Genomic DNA, 19,119 nt, shown 5'->3' on the forward strand with positions numbered 1-19,119 from the left:
CAGGCATGAAACAGATTTTATCCATACTTATATGTGTATTGTTCCCGCTGCAACTATGGGGGCAGAAAACACTTACCCTGACACTGGGCGAAGCGATCGAAATGGCGCGCCAACATTCACCGGAGGCTATTGCCGCCCGGCATGCTTTCAGGGCCTCTTACTGGAACTGGCGCTCTTTCCGGGCCAAACAGCTGCCAAGCCTGACGCTGACTTCCGATCCGAGCCTGAACCGCTCCATCCAGTCGGTGACGCTTGAAGACGGTAGTGATAAATTCGTACACCGGAACCAGTTGTCGGTCGACGCCGGGCTGGAAATCCAGCAGAATATCGCCCTGACAGGCGGTACGGTATTGCTGAAGACCGGACTCCAACGGTTAGATATGTTCACCGACAACGTCTCGTCTTATAAAAGTACTCCGGTGGTCATCGGATATGAACAAAACCTGTTTGGTTACAACGACCTCAAATGGGAACGCCGGATCGAGCCGATTAAATTCGAAGAAGCGAAAAAAGCTTACATCGAAACACTCGAACTGGTAGCCGCCTACACAACCAACCGCTTTTTCAACTTAGCAAGCGCACAGACCTCGTTAGAGATCGCGGAATATAATTTTGCATATGCCGACACGCTCTACCGCTACGCGCAAGGACGTTACAACATCGGGACAATTACTGAAAACGAAATGCTCCAACTCGAACTCAACAAGCTGACCGAGCAGACCAACCGCCTGAACGCGCAGATAGACGTGGACGATTACATCCAGTCGCTACGCAGCTACTTAGGTATTTCGGAAAACATCACGCTGGCGGTAATCCCGGACGACAGCATTCCCCGCTTCACGGTCAACGTCGAAGAGGCCATGCAATTAGCTTTCCAGAACAATCCGGATATCAGCGCTTTCGAACGCCGCCGCCTGGAAAGCGAAAGCTCCGTTGCCGAAGCAAAAGCCAACCGGGGATTCAAAGCCGAGCTATACGCCCAGTTCGGTTTGACACAGAGCAACGAGAAACTGAAAGAGTCCTACCGCAACCCGATGGACCAACAGTTAGTGACACTCGGCATCCGTATTCCGATCCTGGACTGGGGCGTAGGAAAAGGACGGGTCAAGGTGGCCAAAAGCAACCGTGACAAGGTCTATACCCAATTGGAACAGGAACGGATGGATTTCGAACTGAATGTCGCCAAGATGGTCAAGCAATTCAACCTGCAGGCCAACAAAGTCATGATTGCAGAGAAAACCGACCAGACGGCACAACGCCGCAACGACGTGGCCCGCCGGCTTTATCTGCTTGGTAAATCAAGTATCCTCGACCTGAATGCCGCCATCTCAGAAAAGGATAACTCACGCCGGGCGTATATCTCGGCCTTGTATAATTACTGGAGTCTTTATTATGGCCTCCGCAGCCTGACGGGCTACGATTTCGAGAAGCAGATTCCGATTGTTGAGGATTATGAACTATTGCTAAAATAAAAACAACATACAATGGATAAACCTATTGCTAAGAAACCCGTTTATTACCGCTACCGCTGGCATATTGCCGGAGGAGTCGCCTTTGTTGCCCTTCTTGTTTATGTAGGGATCGCCGCATCGGGAGGCAGAAAACTCCGTACCGAAGCCGAGAACCTGATTATCGGTGAAGCCACCAGCGACAAATTCCTGGAATATGTGGATGTGGAAGGTGTCGTTCAGCCCATCCTTACCATCCAGATCAATGCCCGCGAAGCCGGCAGCGTAGACCGTATCATTGCCGAAGAAGGAACAATGATGAGCAAGGGAGACACGATACTGACCCTCAGCAATCCCGATCTGATCCGCACCATCGAGGACCAGCAGGATGAATGGGAAAAGCAGTTGATCTCCTACCAGGAGAAAGAGATCGAAATGGAACAGAAGAGCATCGACCTGCAACAAAAGACCTTAGAGACAACCTACGAACTGAACCGCCTCAAGAAAAGCTATGCCCTCGACGAGGAGGAATTCCACATGGGTGTCAAAAGCAAGGCGCAGTTAGAAGTAGCTCGCGACGAGTTCGACTATAAGACCCGCAGTACCGCCCTGCAACTGGAAGGTCTCCGCCACGACAGCGCCGCCACCATCCTACGCCGGGAATTGATGAAGAACGACCTCGAACGGGAACGGAAGAAGTTCGACCGCGCCCGGGAGCGTATGGAAGACCTTATTGTCCGCGCTCCCCTCTCCGGCCAGCTCAGCTTCGTCAAAGTGACGCCCGGCCAGCAGGTGCAAAGTACCGAAGCGATCGCAGAGGTCAAAGTGCTCGACCAGTTCAAGATACACACCTCCCTCAGTGAATATTATATCGACCGAATCACAACCGGGCTTCCCGCCACCATCACCTGGCAGAGCAAGAAGTTCCCGCTGCGGATCACCAAAGTCGTCCCGGAGGTGAAAGACCGTAACTTCGATGTCGACCTGGTCTTTACCGAGGCAAGCCCCGAAAATGTCCGCATCGGCAAAAGCTTCCGTGTCCAGATCGAGCTGGGACAACCGGAAGAAGCCCTCGTCATCCCGCGTGGCGATTTCTTCCAGACCACCGGCGGACAATGGATCTACAAGCTGAACGAATCCGGCACAAAAGCCCGCAAGACCCCGATCAGCATCGGCCGACAAAACCCGCAGCAATACGAAATAACCGGCGGTCTGCAACCGGGCGACAAGGTGATTGTCACGGGATATAGTACCTTTGGCGACGCGGAAGAATTGATTTTGAAATAAACGAATCTCTACAAATGAAAATTATACTATTAGCATTACGATCGCTGACACGTTTCAGACTTTACAGTGCCATCAACATTATGGGGTTGGCACTGAGTCTGGCGTGCGTCATTACTTTATCCCGATATATTTATCAGGAAACGACTGTCGATCATTTCCACAAACATTTGGACCGCCTGTATTTTACAACGCTCCAATATCAGAATTCCCCGATGATACGTTTTTCCGGTAGCTCCAATATGAATAACGAACCCGATTACAAGGAGCCGTTAGAAGATATTGCGGTTGAACAAAGCACGACATTCATTCCCATGCAGCAATATGATATCTACTCTGAAAACAGGAAGTTCACAGCAGACCTCTTCGCTGTAGACACCAGCTTTCTGCAAATACTGGATTTTCCTGTTCTCGCAGGAAACAGAAAAACGTTGATGCTTAAACCGGAAAGTGCCGTAATCACCCGGGAAATGGCACAAAAACTATTCGGGAATGAGAACCCGATCGGCAAAACGATATCTTTCACATTCGGGAATCCTGTTACAATCGAAGGGATCATCGGGACTCCTGCAGGAAAAAGCACATTGCATTTCGACATACTCATATCTGAATCGATGCAGAAAAAGTGGTCAAGAATGCCTCAAAGTATCGCTCTGCTTTATCCGGGAAGTGACCTGAAACAGGTAAACAAACGACTGGATATTTATATGCACATGAAAGCCTGGAACCAATATCAGCGTTACCAGTTCTTCCCCATGAAGAAAATATACTTCGACCACACCATACATGATCTCAATTTATTCAACAAAGGGAATAAGACAAATATCCAAATACTATCGATCGTCACTCTTTTAATCCTGATCATAGGATTCGTCAACTTCACGAATATTTACACGGTACTCATACAAAAACGGTCACGTGAATTCGGAATGAAAAAGGTATTCGGAGCTAAACGTTTCCATCTGTTCGGACAGATTTACATAGAAAATATATTTATCATAGCTTGCGCCCTTTTCGTCGGATGGGTATTTATCGAGTTGACACAAAATTATTTGAGTAATCAATGGGGAATATCCCAATCAAACGATTGGCGGCTGAATCTTTCACTGATGCTTATCTTAATCGTGCTTCTTCCGATAGTGACAGCCTCTTATCCTTTCTTCAAATATGGGTACAGCACTCCTATCCGGTCATTACAATCCGTCAGCAAAAAAGGTAACTCGGTCCTTTCAAAAAGCCTTTTCCTGATTATCCAATACGGCATATCGATCTCGCTCATTATCGTATCGTTGTTTTTCATCAAACAATTGCATTTCATGTTGAACTACGACAATGGATACCAAACGAAAGATATCATCAAAACTCAATTCCTCCGTAGTAATTATGCCCTGGATGACACCTACGAACAAGCAACTGCAAAGAATGAGAAACAAAAACAACTCGACAATATCATCACGACAAAGATGAATGAATCTCCTTTGTTTACAGCTTGGGCCTACGGAGAAAGTCCTTACGAATATGGAGAACCAAATATACAATTCGAATTCCAGGGAAAAAAGCAAATAGTTGTTTATAACACCGTAGACGAAAGATACATGAAGATATACGATCTTCAAACAGTTGAAGGACGCAACTGGAACGACTCTATCGACCATTTCGGCACATATGACCTGATTATTAACGAAACAGCAAAAAAGACTTTTGGCATTACCGATATTGCTACAGCCAAATTACAACCTGAAAACAGATTATGGTGGAGCTCCGATATGCCGGATATGGATAAGAATCCCGCTTATAACATTGTCGGTGTAGTTAAAAATTTTCAAATCGGACATCTGTCTCAGGCCACACTTCCGCTCGTTTTCGCTTACGACATAGGATACCGTTATAGCCATTTGACGGCACATATCGTTCCGGGCAAGCGGCAGGAAGCAATCCTTTTCCTGCAAAAACTGCATGAAGAAACTGTCGGAGGCGAATTTATCTATTCTTTTGCAGAGGATGAGATAAAAGCCATTTATAAAGAAGACAAGAAAGTAACCAGTATCTATACAACCTTTGCATTGATTGCAATCTTGATCTCTTCATTGGGGCTGTTCGGACTATCGCTGTTCGATGTACAGCAACGCTACCGGGAAATAGCCATCCGCAAAGTCAACGGGGCAACTACAGCCATCATCATGCAAATGCTGCTACGGAAATACTATAAGTTGCTCGCTATCGCATTTGTCATAGCAACCCCTGTCTCCTGGCTTGCCATCCACAAATACCTGGAAAACTTTGCACACAAAGCCAGTATATCCTGGTGGTTGTTTGCCGTCGCCATACTGATTACAGGTAGTATTTCCCTGCTTACATTGATATGGCAAACCCGGAGAGCCGCACGGATGAATCCGGCGATAGCGATTAAGAACGAATAAATTATTAGACCATGCTATTACAACACTACATTAAAATTGCATTTCGCAATCTGTTAAAATATAAGGTTCAGTCAATCATCAGTATCGTCGGGTTAGCTATCGGGCTGATCTGTTTTACTTATGGCTGGAACTGGTATCGGTATGAGACCTCTTATGACGGATTCTATCCACAGGCTTCCAATATTTACAGAGTGTACGGGATAGATAAACAAACCGGGAAGAAGGTAGAACAGTTGCCACTTATACTGGCACGGAAACTGAAAAAGGATTTTCCGGAAGTGAAAGAGACGACACAGATCTATTCCAAATTCGGCTCGACTTTCCACTACGGAAAGACAAGGCTCGAAGACCCGGACGAAGAGTTTATAGATGAACAGTATTTTCATTTCTTTCCGCGCCCGGTGATTTGCGGCAAGAAAGACGATATCCTGAAAACACTGGATGAAATAGCTGTGACCCGCTCTTTTGCAGTGAAGTATTTCAAAACACCGGAAGAGGCTTTAGGTAAAACACTACGGAACGGATACCGTGAACATATTACGATCGTATCCGTCCTCGAAGATGCCCCCAAAAACTCAATGATGCAAACCGATGTGTACGAGCTCGACAAATTCGACCATGAACGAGAAAACCGTATCACAGAAGAGATGCAATGGAAGCAACAAAGCACAATAATATATCTGATGCTGGAACCCACGACCAACATCCAGGCATTCGAGAAAAAGATCAACGCTTATATAAGCGAACACGATTATAACCGCTCTTTACGGCTGAAGCTGGCACGCCTGACAGAGGTCCGCCATACGTTCGGAAGCGAATTGACTTTCAACCTCTCCTATATCCGGACTTTCACGATTACCGGGCTACTCTTGCTGCTCTGCGTATTCTTTAACTTCACAAACCTGCTTCTCAACCGTATCTATTTACGAAACAAAGAAATGAAACTGAGAAACGCCATCGGAGCCGACAAAAAGAATATGATCTTCCAATTGTTATTGGAACTGACACTACTCGTCTGGATCAGTTTTCTGCTTGCCTGCTGCCTGTTGGAAATAACAGCCGAAGGGTTCTCCCGTATCTTCGAGACGACATTACAGCAGGATGTACTGCTCAGCCATTTATGTATCATCACCGGTATTAGCTGGCTCTTGCTGACGGGAATCTGCCTGCCGCTCTTCCTGCGCTTCGTCCGGACTCCTTCCCTACTGGTTTCAGGGGGGATCGCACCTACCCGGAAAAGTACTTTCCGTAAAACAAGCATGACACTCCAGTTGGGCATCTGTATTTTCTTCCTGATGAGCACGTTTATCATGTCCCGGCAAATCTCCTTTATGAAGCATAAAGACTTGGGGTTCAAAAAGGATGGTTTGATTCAACTTGCAATGACATTCAACGACCGGGAAGGCATAAGTCGGGAGATATCGACGCTCGCCATTTTAAAAGGATTCACGCAGGCCGGGATATTCTCTATCACGCATGAACCACAGACTCAGAACGAGGTTGAATGGGATGGAAAATCATTGGATTTCGCTCCGAACTTCCAGGTGCTCCAAGTCGGCAGTAACTTCCCCGAAGTATTCGACATACCGATAGTAAAAGGCCGGTTTGTCGATGAAGCTGACATGATATCGGGACACAACCCAAGATTCCCCTGTACGAAAGCAGTTATCAATGAAGAAGCCGCCCGTATCATGAATGTGGGCGATCCGATCGGGAAAAAGATCAGCGTATGGGACTACTCCACCTATAGTGACGGGACAAGAGGGCGTGCAGAAATGGAAATCGTCGGTGTTATCAAAGACTTTCAGTCAGCCAGCCTGCGAAACCCGATCCTGCCACAAGTCATCGTGATTGATGGTAGCAAATGGACCAGTTATGCTTATTATGCCCGTACCGAACCCGGAAAAGAAAAAGCGGCGATCAAAGCGATTCGGAATGTCTTTAAGAAGCACGCCAAGCAAGGCGACCCATCCACTTGCGAAGTGCAGTCCATAAACCAGATACTCGATCAGCTCAGCACCTCCGAGAATGCCAGTCTGCAACTGTTCACATTGTTGGCCATGTTCTGCACACTGATCTCCATTTTCGGACTTTACTCTATTTCGTCCAGTAATATGGAACAGCGGCGAAAAGAGATTGCCGTCCGGAAAGTAATGGGAGCTTCGGCCCGGACAATTGTCGAGATGTTCTTCCGGGAATATCTGGCCATTGTGCTGATAGCCAATCTGCTCGCCCTGCCGCTCGCCTGGCTGTTCATGCAAAACTGGTTACAGCAGTATGCTTACCGGAGCAGTGTGCAGCCCTGGATGTATATAGCAATCATCCTGTTTACAACTATCATTATTATATGTACGGTATTGTATCAGACAATCCGGGCGGCACGGACCAATCCGGCGGAAACGATTAAATCGGAATAAAAGAAACAAACAACATGATACTACATTATATTAAAATTGCATACCGTACCATACTCCGATACAAATTACAAAACGCGATCTCTGTTGCAGGATTGTCCGTCGGACTGCTTTGTTTCAGCCTCTGTTTGTACTGCAGTCGCTTTATGCTGAGTATCGACTCTTGTTTCCGGCATCACAAGCAGATTGCCGACATTCAGTTATATCTCGACAACAAACCTTTTTCCGGAACACCAGCCTCTTTTGCCGAAGTTCTGAAATCCATGCAATATCCGGAAATAGAAGATCTTTGCCGCACGGTGTACGCAAGTGAACGTCCGTTCAACGTATGGCTGCAAGAAGAGAAAAGTCTTCCTTATACATTCCAGACAATGGAGGTCGACACTTCTTATTATCATATTTTTACGCCTGATATTCTTTTCGGAAGCTGGCAGCAAGCAGCCAATTCCGCCAATTCGGCTGTCATAACGGAAACGACAGCCCGAAAGGTGTTTAAAAACGCATCCGAAGCAATCGGCAAACAGCTGGAACTAAGCAAACGCCTATTCACGTCTCCCGAGTCCACTCCTGAAACAGGCGGCATCTATTACACTATACGGGCCGTCATCAAAGACCTACCCACCAACACCAGTATGCATCTGATGGAAAACATCGACCTACTGACGCTTAACGACAGTGAAGGATTGTTTACTTTTAAGGGAGACGAGAATATGACAGGATGCTGTACGTATGCTCTGTTGCGGCAAGGAAAACGCCCTGCTGAACTGGACCGGCACTTTATCGACAGGAAACAGAGCTATCCCCTTTTTAAATACAATACAAACGTCAAAAGCCTGCAAATCGGACACGACAAAACGATCCGGATGGTAACCAATGGTATCTCCTGGCTTACCGGGACTATCGGTCTGTTAATCCTGCTGACCGGATTACTGAACTTCTTTTATTTCATGATCGGGCAGTTTATGAGCCGTACCCACGAATATAGTATCCGGAAAGTAAACGGCAGTAGCAGTTTCCAATTGTTCGTCCAACTTTTTACCCAATCCTTCCTGTTAATCGCCTTAACAGCGGTCCTGACAGGATGCCTGCTGGAGCAAATCGGTTCCGGATTACAAATCGACCTGTTCAAAATCCATTTGACATTCGATTCGAGCCTGTTATTGTTACAAACCGGAGAATATATCCTTCTGATTCTGTTGGCTTGCATGGCTGTTTGCCTGCTGACAGTTCTGCGCATCCGGCGGATATCAATTCAGAAGGGTATCCGTGGCGGAGAACTGCGGGCAGGAAAACATTATCTGCGAAACACCATGTTAGGTATACAGTTTTTTATCTGCTGGCTATTTGTGTCTTTGACATTTGCCCTCTATCTGCAAACACAAACGACGACAAAAGCTATCTTCAACACTCTTAGTATGCAGGAGAAAGAATCCATCTTCAGCTTCTCCCTCGATTATTCGTTTATGAAAACAGAAGAGAAACTGGACATTGTAAACCGTATCAGGCAGCAAGCCGGCGTAAAAGATGTACTACTGGCCGATGAGCCTTACACCGAAGAACCAAGCCATACAGGTTTTTATAAAGACATAGACAATAAAGATAGCGGCATGGAAGTGCAGTTGTTCCACATCTCTCCCAACTTCTTCACATTCATGCAGATTCCTCTACAGTCCGGACGGACTTTCAGTAATAAGGGAGAGATACTGGCAGACGAGACATTCATGCAGAAACATCCGGACATACAATCCAGCACGTCATTATATAACTATGCGGATGCCTATTCCCTGTGCGGAGTCGCGTCTTCCTTCTTCCCTGATATTTACAGTAGGAATATAGGAACTGTTTTCCTGCCCGCCAACTTGGATAAAGAAATCGGGCATTGCTATATCAAGACATATCCCGGACAGGAGAAACAGATCAGGGAACATATCTATACCGTATTGCGAGAGGTGTTGCCATCCAGCGTCCAACCTTATGTCCGGACTTTTAAAGAGGATATAAACGAAAAGCAAGCACTCGAAAGTAAGCTGAAAGGCATCATCCTGTTCTTCACAATCGTCTGCCTCATCATCACCCTGTTAGGCGTATATTCCGCTATCACCCTCGACACCGAACACCGGCAAAAGGAGGTGGCAGTACGGAAAGTGAACGGAGCCAGCTCGATGGCCATCATCCGCCTGTTCGCCCTCTTCTATATCAAGCTATTGCTGTTCTCCGCACTCCCGGCACTTGCTTTAGTCATCCTGATTCTGCATTTCTGGAAACAGATGTACATTGTATTCTTCGAGCAAGGATTCTTCTACTGGGGCAGCATCTTCTTCACGATCCTGCTACTGACAACCTGTACCGTCATCTTCCGCATCCGGAAAGCGGCCAACCAGAACCCGGCGGAGGTGATCAAGACAGAATAACAAAGATTAATTAATAAACAACAAACACCATGTTATACCACTACATCAAAATAGCGTTCCGCAACCTCCGGAAGTACAGGCTTCAGTCTGTCATCAGCATCCTCGGGCAGGCAATCGGGTTTACCTGCTTTGCCTTGTCTTCGCTTTGGATACGGTATGAACTTACGTACGACACGTTCCGGGAAGGAGTAGACCGGATGTATTATGTCCGGGCAGAATCGGAAACCGACAACCAGGGTGTTTCCAGTGTTACACCTTATCCGCTTTCCAGCTATTTGAAGGAAACTTTTCCGGAGGTGGAGGAATCATGCAATACCGGTGCATGGAATTCCGAGTTTACTTATAAAGGGAAAAAGCAGGAAGCGTTTGAAATGTCGACAGACTCTACAGTCGAACGTATGTTCGAAATCAAGATTATTTCCGGCAACCGGGATTTCATGATCCCGAAAAGTAATAAGATTGCAATTACAGACAAGCTCGCCCGAAAAGTCTTCGGGAATGCGGACCCGTTGGGAGAGAAACTGAAAATATGGTCCGACGAAGTTGAGATATGCGCCATTGTTGCTGGCCAGAACCGGCACTCCAACTTCCCGTTTGAAATACTAAAGCCGCCCGCTATTCTAAATGAATGGGGCGTTGCTAACTGCCAAACATATATAAAGGTTCGTCCCGGCACAGATATGAAAGCATTCAGCCAGAAGCTCTACCAGCACGAAATAGAAAAGGGAAGAGATAAACTGACTCATCTTGTCCTGACGCCTGTCACAGCCATGCGTTATGACCGACCGATAGAAGAACCGACCGTTAAGTTCGATCATATCCTCCTTTTCGCCCTTGCCGGCGGACTGGTGATTTTGTGTGCGTTGTTCAACTACCTGACATTGTTTGCCAACCGCATACGGATACGGAGCAAAGAGATCGGCCTCAGGAAAGTGTGCGGATCGTCCAACGGGAACTTATTCGCGCTTTTTGCCTCTGAATACCTGCTGACACTTTTCATTGCACTCCTGACAGGATTAGTCCTGATCGAGCTCATATTACCAACGTTTCAGGAGCTGTCAAATGTAAAGACAGATGCATCCGGCCTCTATCTGGAAACATTCATTTATTTCGGGATCATCAGCCTATTGGCTTTTCTGTTCTCCCTGTTTCCCATCTACTATTTCCGGAAACGCTCGTTGCAGAAAGCACTCAGAGGTTCTACAGACGGAAAAGGGAAAAACATCTTCCCGAAAGTCAGCCTGACGCTGCAACTGATCATCAGTATCGGATGCATCTTTTGCTCATCTGTATTTATCAAGCAGATTTATCACCTGCACACAACCGACCTCGGACTGGCGCGGGCAGACCGGGGCTGCGTACGTATATATCCCGTGACGGACGGACTGAAAGAAGAGATCGCCAAGCTCTCTTCCATCGCAGAGGTCTATCCGGACAAACACGATGCGCTATTCCCCAGCCATTCCCGTTTTTACCGCTACTTTACGGAGTGGGAAGGCAAGCCGGCTTCTACGGAAGGCATCACGATCCAGTCGATCCCGTGCAGCAACCGCTATTTCAAATTTTACGGTCTACAACTTTTGAAAGGCAAGCTGCCGGAAGGGAACACACAAGACCATATACTGATCAATGAGACGGCAGTAAAAGCATTGGGCATCGGCGACCCGATCGGCAAAACGCTCAGCCTCAAAGACTATCCCGGACATACGATCGACGGCGTCATCAAAGACTTCTACATCGCTCCGCCGACCATTCCGGTCAAACCGGTCATGCTCGACTTCAGCCCGATGGGGAAAAACCCCGAAGACGACTATTCGACCACCGTCATCTTCCGCCATCAGCCCGGCAGCAGCAAACTGTGCAAACAGCAAATCGAGCAATTGGTAAAGAAGATGCAACCCAATGCAATCGACACAAACATATCTTTTATGGAAGAGGAATACGAAAAGTTCTTGAAATCAGAGCAAGCACTACTCAAGATGCTCGACTTCGTAACGCTCGTCTGCATCCTGATCTCACTGTTCGGCGTCTTCTCGCAAGTGACGCTGGACTGTGAACAACGCAGAAAAGAGATTGCCGTCCGCAAGGTAAACGGGGCAACAGCTTCAGACATCATGCGCCTGTTCTTCGCCACGAACCTGCGCCTGTTGTGTATCGCTTCGATCATCGCCTTCCCCGCCGGTTATCTGATCATGAAGTCGTGGATCGAAAACTACGTTTTGCAGGCAACGATCAGTTGGTGGCTCTATCCGGCAATATGGCTTGTCCTCGTTCTGCTTCTGACGCTCTGCACCGGCTGGCGCATCCACAGGGCGGCCAACCAGAACCCGGCGGAGGTGATCAAGACAGAATAAGATTCACATAAGGAACAACTATTCCAAAGATAGGCAAGGTGTTTTAAAATAGTTTGTTCGCATTGTGCGAATAAGAACGCCTTTTGTGCGAAAACACACATACAAAGCAGAGTGAACAAGCACATAAACCACTATACAACAACATAGTACAAGAATGGCACATCTTTTGTATCTTTATTTACGGGGGATGTTATATCATCGTCCTCCGAAGTACAGAAACGAAATTTCACAGTATGAAAATTCTTTTACTCGCTATACGTACATTACTCCGGTTCAGGCTCTATACACTGATCAATATAGTAGGGCTGGCTCTTAGTCTGGGCAGTTGCATCCTGATCTTCCGGTACGTGCACGACCAGTGGATGACGGATCATTTTATTCCGGAGCTGGACAGGGTATGCGTAACGGTAATGGAGGATGAAGGGACACGCCAAATACGTCTGACCGGAATTACACCTGCAAACGGAGGAAACGAAGATGATCTTTTACAGAATGCAGCGGTCGAACGCTATGCTATCTACTACGAAATAGAGAACGACCAGATCACCGTCAACAATAAACTATGTAAGGCTGCGACCGTAGCCGCCGATACCAATTACCTGAAAATAATCCCGATCCCGATTATGCAGACAGCGACAGATCATTTGTTGGAAAGACCGGATGAAGCCGCTATCACAGCCTCTTACGCACAGTTCATATTCGGAAAGGAGAATCCGGTCGGGAAAGAAATAGTCCTGTCCTGCGGAAAAACAGTTACGATCAAAGCAGTGTTAGGAGAACCGCAAACCCGCTTTTCCATGCCTTTCGACCTGCTCTTCTCCTACCAGATTACAAACTACGCAAAGATATTACGACCTCAAACACTCGTCCGCTTGTATAAAGGGAACACCGCCAATCAGCTCAACCGGCAATACTCAAAATTCAAACAAATATACAGTGACTCCAACAGGACGCGCTTCCAGTTACTTCCGTTAGGCAAATTCTATTTTAACAAAAGCATTCATGATATCTCCAGGAAATGGCCGAAAGGAAACCGGACCCATCTGTTAATACTGTCGGCGATTGCCTTCCTGCTCCTGGTTGTCGGATTGTTTAACTTCATCAATATCTATACTGTCGTCGTCATGAAGCGGGCCCGCGAGTTCGGGATGAAGAAAGTGTTCGGGGCAAACCGGAGACAAGTGGCGACACAGTTATTTATGGAAAATCTCTTTATGACTGCCTTTGTACTCCTGTTGGCTTGGGTCTTTGTTGAAATCGGAGGATTGGCGGCCAATGCCTGGATGGGATTGCCCATTCCGGCCAATGCACGGTTCGACTGCGGAATATCCATCTTCTTTCTGCTGGTATTACCATTCGTCACGTCTGTCTATCCTTATGTCCAATATAATTATACGAGCCCGCTCCGCTCCATCCGTTCGATCGGAAGAAGCGGAAACTCGGTTGTCTCGCGTAATATATTCCTGACCATACAATATACGCTGACCATCACGCTGGTCATTCTCTCCATGTTTTCTATCCGGCAATTGAACTATATGCTGGACAGCGATCCGGGATTCAAGACAGACAACATAATCATGGCTCCCGCTATCTCTGCGCCAATCGGCGACAACATGAATTTATGGGATATTTACAACAACACAAACCGGCGGATTGAAAATGCGCTAAAAACCTCCCCGCTCTTTACAAACTATTGCTTCAATCGCGGGCCGCTCGGGATGCAAGACTATAACACAGAGATGCATCTATCCGGACGGGAAAAGATCAAAACACGCATCTCGGCCAGTTCAGAGAGCTACTTTAAGATGCTGGGCATACGATTGAAAGAGGGACGGATGTGGAACGATTCGATCGACAGTTTCCGCGACTTCCAGGTTATCATCAACGAAACGGCCCGCAAGCAGTTAGGCATAACCAGCATCGAGAACGCAACTCTAATCACAAACTCTTATTTGGTTTATTATACGGGCATGAAAGAAGGGAGGAAACCGGAATACAAAATAATCGGTGTCGTGGAAGATTTCGCCACAGGCCATTTATCCGGTGCAACTCCTCCGATCGTCTTTTTCCATTTCACTTCAGGCATACAAGTCGGATTAATGGCAGAGATCGTCCCGGGCAGAACACAGGAAGCCATCCGCTTCCTGCAAGAGCAATACGACCAAGTGAGTGGAGAAGGATTCCGTTACACATTCCTGAAAGACGACATCCGGGCCATTTACGATGCCGACAAGCAGTTGGTTCAGATTGCTTCCTTCTTCGCGATCATTGCGATACTGATTTCGTCGATGGGGCTTTTCAGTCTCTCGTTATTCGATGTGCAGCAACGTTTCCACGAGATATCCATCTGGAAGGTGAACGGTGCCACTACAGAAGAAGTGCTCCGAATGCTGCTCCGCAAATACTACCGGTTGCTGGGAATCGCATTCCTGATAGCGGTTCCATCCGCCTGGTTGATGATCACAGGTTACCTGCGCGACTTCGCCCATAAAGCTTCCGTCGCCTGGTGGATATTCGCCTTAGCGCTGCTGATCACGATATGCATTTCATTTATCACACTTATTTATCAAACTCAAAAGGCGGCACGGACCAATCCGGCAGTAATCATTCGTTCCGAATAATAAAACAGATACAATATGACAAACCGATACATACTATTAATCGCGTTCCTGGCCGCTTTCGCTTCTTGCGGACAACAGGAAAAGACGAAAGACGTCCGGTCTACGAACATTTCTACGGAAATAAAAAAAGAGATTTCCGGTGAAGTAATCCTGCCGGATAACGGCTCTTGCCATTACTATGATGTAACCGTCACGAACGACTATTATGCATTTCTGGATTATTACAGCGACACGCTCCTGCAGGTTCTTGACAAAAAGGACTTCTCTTTACACCGGATGGGAATGCGTGAGATAGATACATTCACGATCTCGCACCCTTCTTTTCCCAAATATGATTATGCAAACAAAGGGAAAAAGAATGCGATCACCATTTGGGATAACGAGACGTTCCGGCTCAAACGGATCGACCTCGACCGGAGGGAACCGGCGAAACTCGTGACAGCAGACATCACTGCGCTCCCCATCAGCAGCCGGGGAAACGGCTGCACGAACGCTTGCATCACAGAACGGGAAACATATACAATGCCCTTTAATCCGGACAGGCCGTTTGTCTTTATCTCGGATAACCGGCGAAACGGAGTGTACCGCGTTCCTCCCTTTCCTGAACTAAGCAACTATCTTCCGGCTGACATCTTGAGAGAAGCCTATGCCTCCGACCTGGTCATAAATGAGGAAAAGGATGTGATTGTCGCCGCCCTCCGCTTTGTCAGCAGCGTGAACTTCTACGATATGAACTGCGATATGACAAGCGCAGCCTGTTTCGGAGAGTATTATACGATTCCGGTTGCCGGCATCACCGGAAAACACATGGATGCGGAGCAAAGTACCAAAAGCTTTATCGATATTTGCAGCTCAGATAAGTATGTGATCTGCCTGTATGATGGCTCCACCGGTTTCTCCTCTCCTTCAACCTTTGTCGTGTTCAACTGGGAAGGGAAACATATCGGGAACTACCGCACAGACCGGAGTCTCCGTAAAATAGCATTTGACCCGTCAGGCAGATTTCTGATCGGACTGGCAGCCAACACACAGGGAGGCAGGGACGTAATACGATATGATTTGAACAAGATATTATAACGAACAACAGGACTATGCTATCACACTATATCAAAGTTTCCTTCCGGGAACTCCTGAAATACCGGACACAATCCGTTGTCAGCATCATTGGGCTGGCAATCGGATTCACTGCTTTCATATTGGGAGGTTATTGGCTGTGGTGGGAAACACATTTCGATAATTTCCACCCGGAAGCCGACCGGCTCTACTGCCTGACGACGGAAGGACTTGTCAAACGAGCCAATGGAACAAACTCGGATCTGGACCAATTGCACATTGACGACCGGAAGGAGTTGTTTCAGTTGCTTCCCGAAATCGAAGCATCCTGTTCCTTCAATCATCTCAGCTTCACACTCAAACAAAAGGATGAGACAATCTCTTTGCACGGCATGGAAAGCGACCATTCTTTCTTCGATCTCTTTTGGGCGGACTTCATAGCAGGGACTTACAAAGGTAAAGCACCTGATGGCAGTAACGTCATACTGACGGAACGGACTGCCCGCCAGCTGTTCGGGACAACAGATTGCGTGGGGAAAGAAGTGGCGCTGGACGAAGACCTACGTCCCGTTGTCGCAGGCGTCATCCGGAACTATCCGGATAATACCGACCTGCTGTTCGACTTCCTGCTGATCAGAACGCCAAGGTCCAATCATGTAAAACGGATGACGACCTACGTACGCCTCCAAAAAAATGCAAGCATCACACAGGTACACACCAAACTGGCGCGTTACAAAAGCCGCGCCGACAAGAAATGGAAAATACATCTGTTGACCGCTCCGGAGGTCCATCTCCGTTGCCATCCCGAACTGACGGATCGCATCCGGAACATTCACATCCTGGCATTGGCTGGCGCAATGGCTTTCCTGAGCGCCCTTATCAACCTGCTGGTCCTCTTCATCGGACAGCAGCAACGGAAACAGCAGAAGAACCACACATACCTTTGTGTCGGAGCCTCAACAAAAAGCATGATGCTAAAGGGATGCACGGAGTTGGTACTGCCGTTGCTGATCGCTTTCCTGATTGCTTTCTGCCTGATCGAGAGTATTTACCCTTACTACGAAAGTTATACGACCTGGAACCGGTACGGCATCTACGAAGATGTCAGCCGCCATCTTTCGCGCGTCTCGCTTTTCGGTAATATGATATCAATAGCAGGCACCAGCATATTGGCATTCCTTCTTGTTTGCTATTATCCGATACGGAGTCTATTGGAACACAAGATACAAAAGCCCGTACTCTTTAAACGGAGCTTGATTGTCGTACAGATATTTATCGGTTCACTCTTTTTCATCACCTCTTTAGGATTATTCCGGCAGTTACATTTCATTCTGTCGAAAGATAAGGGAATCGACTACAGCCAAGTCATCCAGGTAGATTTGGGATTCAGCACTGCCTACCAGACAGACCTGAGCGTCCTGAAGCCGGAAATGGCGAATCATCCGTACGTGAAAGGAGTTACATTTACCTGTGGAAACGCTCCGGTCTTTACGGAGCAGGGAGACTGGTACGGTTCTTTTTATACCCACTTCTGTTTTGACCCGGCCGAACCGGACCCGAACCGCAGTGATCCGGTACTCGTTGCCGACAAAGACTTCTTTTCCTTCTTCGGTTTGCAACTACAGTCCGGGAGTTGGCTTACCGATGCAAATGCTTATGGTTTTCTGGTGAATGAAACTTGTTTGCAGACGTTAGGATATGCCGACCTGTTTGAACGTTCGGTCTACAATCCGGAAAACAAGCAGGCAAGTCCGCTCAAAGTCTGCGGCGTCATACACGATTATATGTATGCACCCATGCAGTATCCGGTATTACCTCTGTTCTTCACTACTTTCGACAATCCAATGGTAAAAGGGTTTGAACCGGCTTATCTGTTCTATGTCCGTTATGCGCCGGGACATAAGAAAGAGGTCTTGGAACATCTCCGCGAAGTGACCTCGCACATTCAGAATGACAATATAAACCGCAATAAAATGTTCACGGAACTGTCCGACTTGGTAGATACGTTCAACCGACCGGAGAAAGTGATCTTTACCATTTTCAGCATTCTCTCACTGGTCTGCATCCTGATCTCAACCTTCGGCATTTATTCGTTGGTCAGCCTTTCCACCGAACAGCGGAGGAAAGAGATTGCAATCCGCAAGGTAAACGGGGCAACCTTCTATCACATCCTACAACTGTTCTTCCGGGAATATTTCCTGTTAGTTACGCTGGGAAATGCTTTTGCCCTCCCGGTCGGTTACCTGTTGGCTAAACGATGGCTGGAAACATATGCCAACCACACGACTCTGCCGGCATGGCTGTTCCTCCTGGTCTTTGTTATCACCAGCGGGATCGTCCTTCTCTCCATCTTCCGCCAGGTAAAAAGAGCGGCCGCAAGTAATCCGGCGGAAACAATCAAAACAGAGTAAAGATTATGGCTAAACAGGTAGCCTTTCAAAATAAAAGCCTATCTTTAGCCAATTAAACTTTAAAAGCCTGGATTATGAAAAATGAAATCGTAAGCCTCACAGAACAGGAAGTAGAAAAACGTATCATCGAGCTTCGCGGAACAAAGGTTCTGCTGGATAGCGATGTTGCCATGTTGTATGGTGTAGAAACAAGAGTCTTAAAACAAGCCGTACGACGAAATGAAGAGCGTTTTCCTGAAGGATATATGTTCAAATTAAGCAAAAATGAATTTAACGACCTGAGGATCAACAAGGCATCACAATCTGTGATCTCTTTCGGTGGTGTTCAATATGAGCCTTTTGCCTTTACCGAAAAAGGCCTCTACATGCTCGCCACCATTCTGAAAAGCCCCAAAGCGGTAGAGACATCCATTGCAATCATCGAATCCTTCACTAAACTCCGGGAATTTTCTCGTAACCTGTCTTCCTTCGCACAAGAAGATGATTCCGACAAACAAAAGAGCATATTGCAACGAAGCAGTAAACTCCTGAACGATCTGCTCGAAACGGATGGCGACTTCACCGAAAGCGAATCGACCGTCGAGCTGAACCTTGCGATCCTGAAGGTAAAAAGAACAGTAAAAAAGAGAACCAAAGACTAATTAAGTCAATACATCCCAAAAACAATTAACATTTTAAATTGATAAGACTAATTACACTAATT

The 19,119-nt window shown here is 47.1% G+C and carries 10 protein-coding genes; all 10 read left to right on the forward strand.

From position 1 onward, the window contains the following. Positions 1 to 5: 5 nt before the first annotated feature. Positions 6 to 1,472: a TolC family protein gene (locus DW083_RS13585; protein ID WP_122332723.1), complete on the forward strand. Its 1,467-nt coding sequence runs from the start codon at positions 6 to 8 to the stop codon at positions 1,470 to 1,472. A gap of 12 nt (positions 1,473 to 1,484) precedes the next feature. Next, positions 1,485 to 2,735: an efflux RND transporter periplasmic adaptor subunit gene (locus tag DW083_RS13590; protein ID WP_115500289.1), complete on the forward strand. Its 1,251-nt coding sequence runs from the start codon at positions 1,485 to 1,487 to the stop codon at positions 2,733 to 2,735. Positions 2,736 to 2,749: 14 nt separating this feature from the next. Continuing rightward, positions 2,750 to 5,152 carry an ABC transporter permease gene (locus DW083_RS13595; protein WP_122332724.1) on the forward strand — a complete coding sequence of 801 codons (2,403 nt, stop codon included), beginning with the start codon at positions 2,750 to 2,752 and terminating at the stop codon, positions 5,150 to 5,152. Between the two features lie 11 nt (positions 5,153 to 5,163). Then, positions 5,164 to 7,569, forward strand: coding sequence for an ABC transporter permease (locus tag DW083_RS13600; protein ID WP_122332725.1), 2,406 nt, complete (start codon positions 5,164 to 5,166; stop codon positions 7,567 to 7,569). Positions 7,570 to 7,583: 14 nt separating this feature from the next. Further along, the gene (locus tag DW083_RS13605) at positions 7,584 to 9,977 is read left to right on the forward strand and encodes an ABC transporter permease (RefSeq protein WP_122332726.1); all 2,394 of its coding nucleotides are present in this window, start codon (positions 7,584 to 7,586) and stop codon (positions 9,975 to 9,977) included. A gap of 29 nt (positions 9,978 to 10,006) precedes the next feature. Further along, positions 10,007 to 12,331, forward strand: coding sequence for an ABC transporter permease (locus DW083_RS13610; protein WP_122332727.1), 2,325 nt, complete (start codon positions 10,007 to 10,009; stop codon positions 12,329 to 12,331). A gap of 233 nt (positions 12,332 to 12,564) precedes the next feature. Next, a complete protein-coding gene (locus tag DW083_RS13615) occupies positions 12,565 to 14,952 on the forward strand; it encodes an ABC transporter permease (RefSeq protein ID WP_122332728.1) in 2,388 nt (795 codons plus the stop codon). A 15-nt stretch (positions 14,953 to 14,967) separates the two neighbouring features. Continuing rightward, entirely contained in the window at positions 14,968 to 16,029 is a 1,062-nt protein-coding gene (locus DW083_RS13620) for a hypothetical protein (protein WP_122332729.1), read from the forward strand. 14 nt (positions 16,030 to 16,043) lie between these two features. Beyond that, positions 16,044 to 18,416, forward strand: coding sequence for an FtsX-like permease family protein (locus DW083_RS13625; RefSeq protein WP_122332730.1), 2,373 nt, complete (start codon positions 16,044 to 16,046; stop codon positions 18,414 to 18,416). 74 nt (positions 18,417 to 18,490) lie between these two features. After that, positions 18,491 to 19,057 carry an ORF6N domain-containing protein gene (locus tag DW083_RS13630; RefSeq protein ID WP_122332731.1) on the forward strand — a complete coding sequence of 189 codons (567 nt, stop codon included), beginning with the start codon at positions 18,491 to 18,493 and terminating at the stop codon, positions 19,055 to 19,057. Positions 19,058 to 19,119 lie beyond the last annotated feature (62 nt).

This window comes from Parabacteroides sp. AF48-14, from assembly GCF_003477465.1.
GTDB lineage: Bacteria > Bacteroidota > Bacteroidia > Bacteroidales > Tannerellaceae > Parabacteroides > Parabacteroides acidifaciens.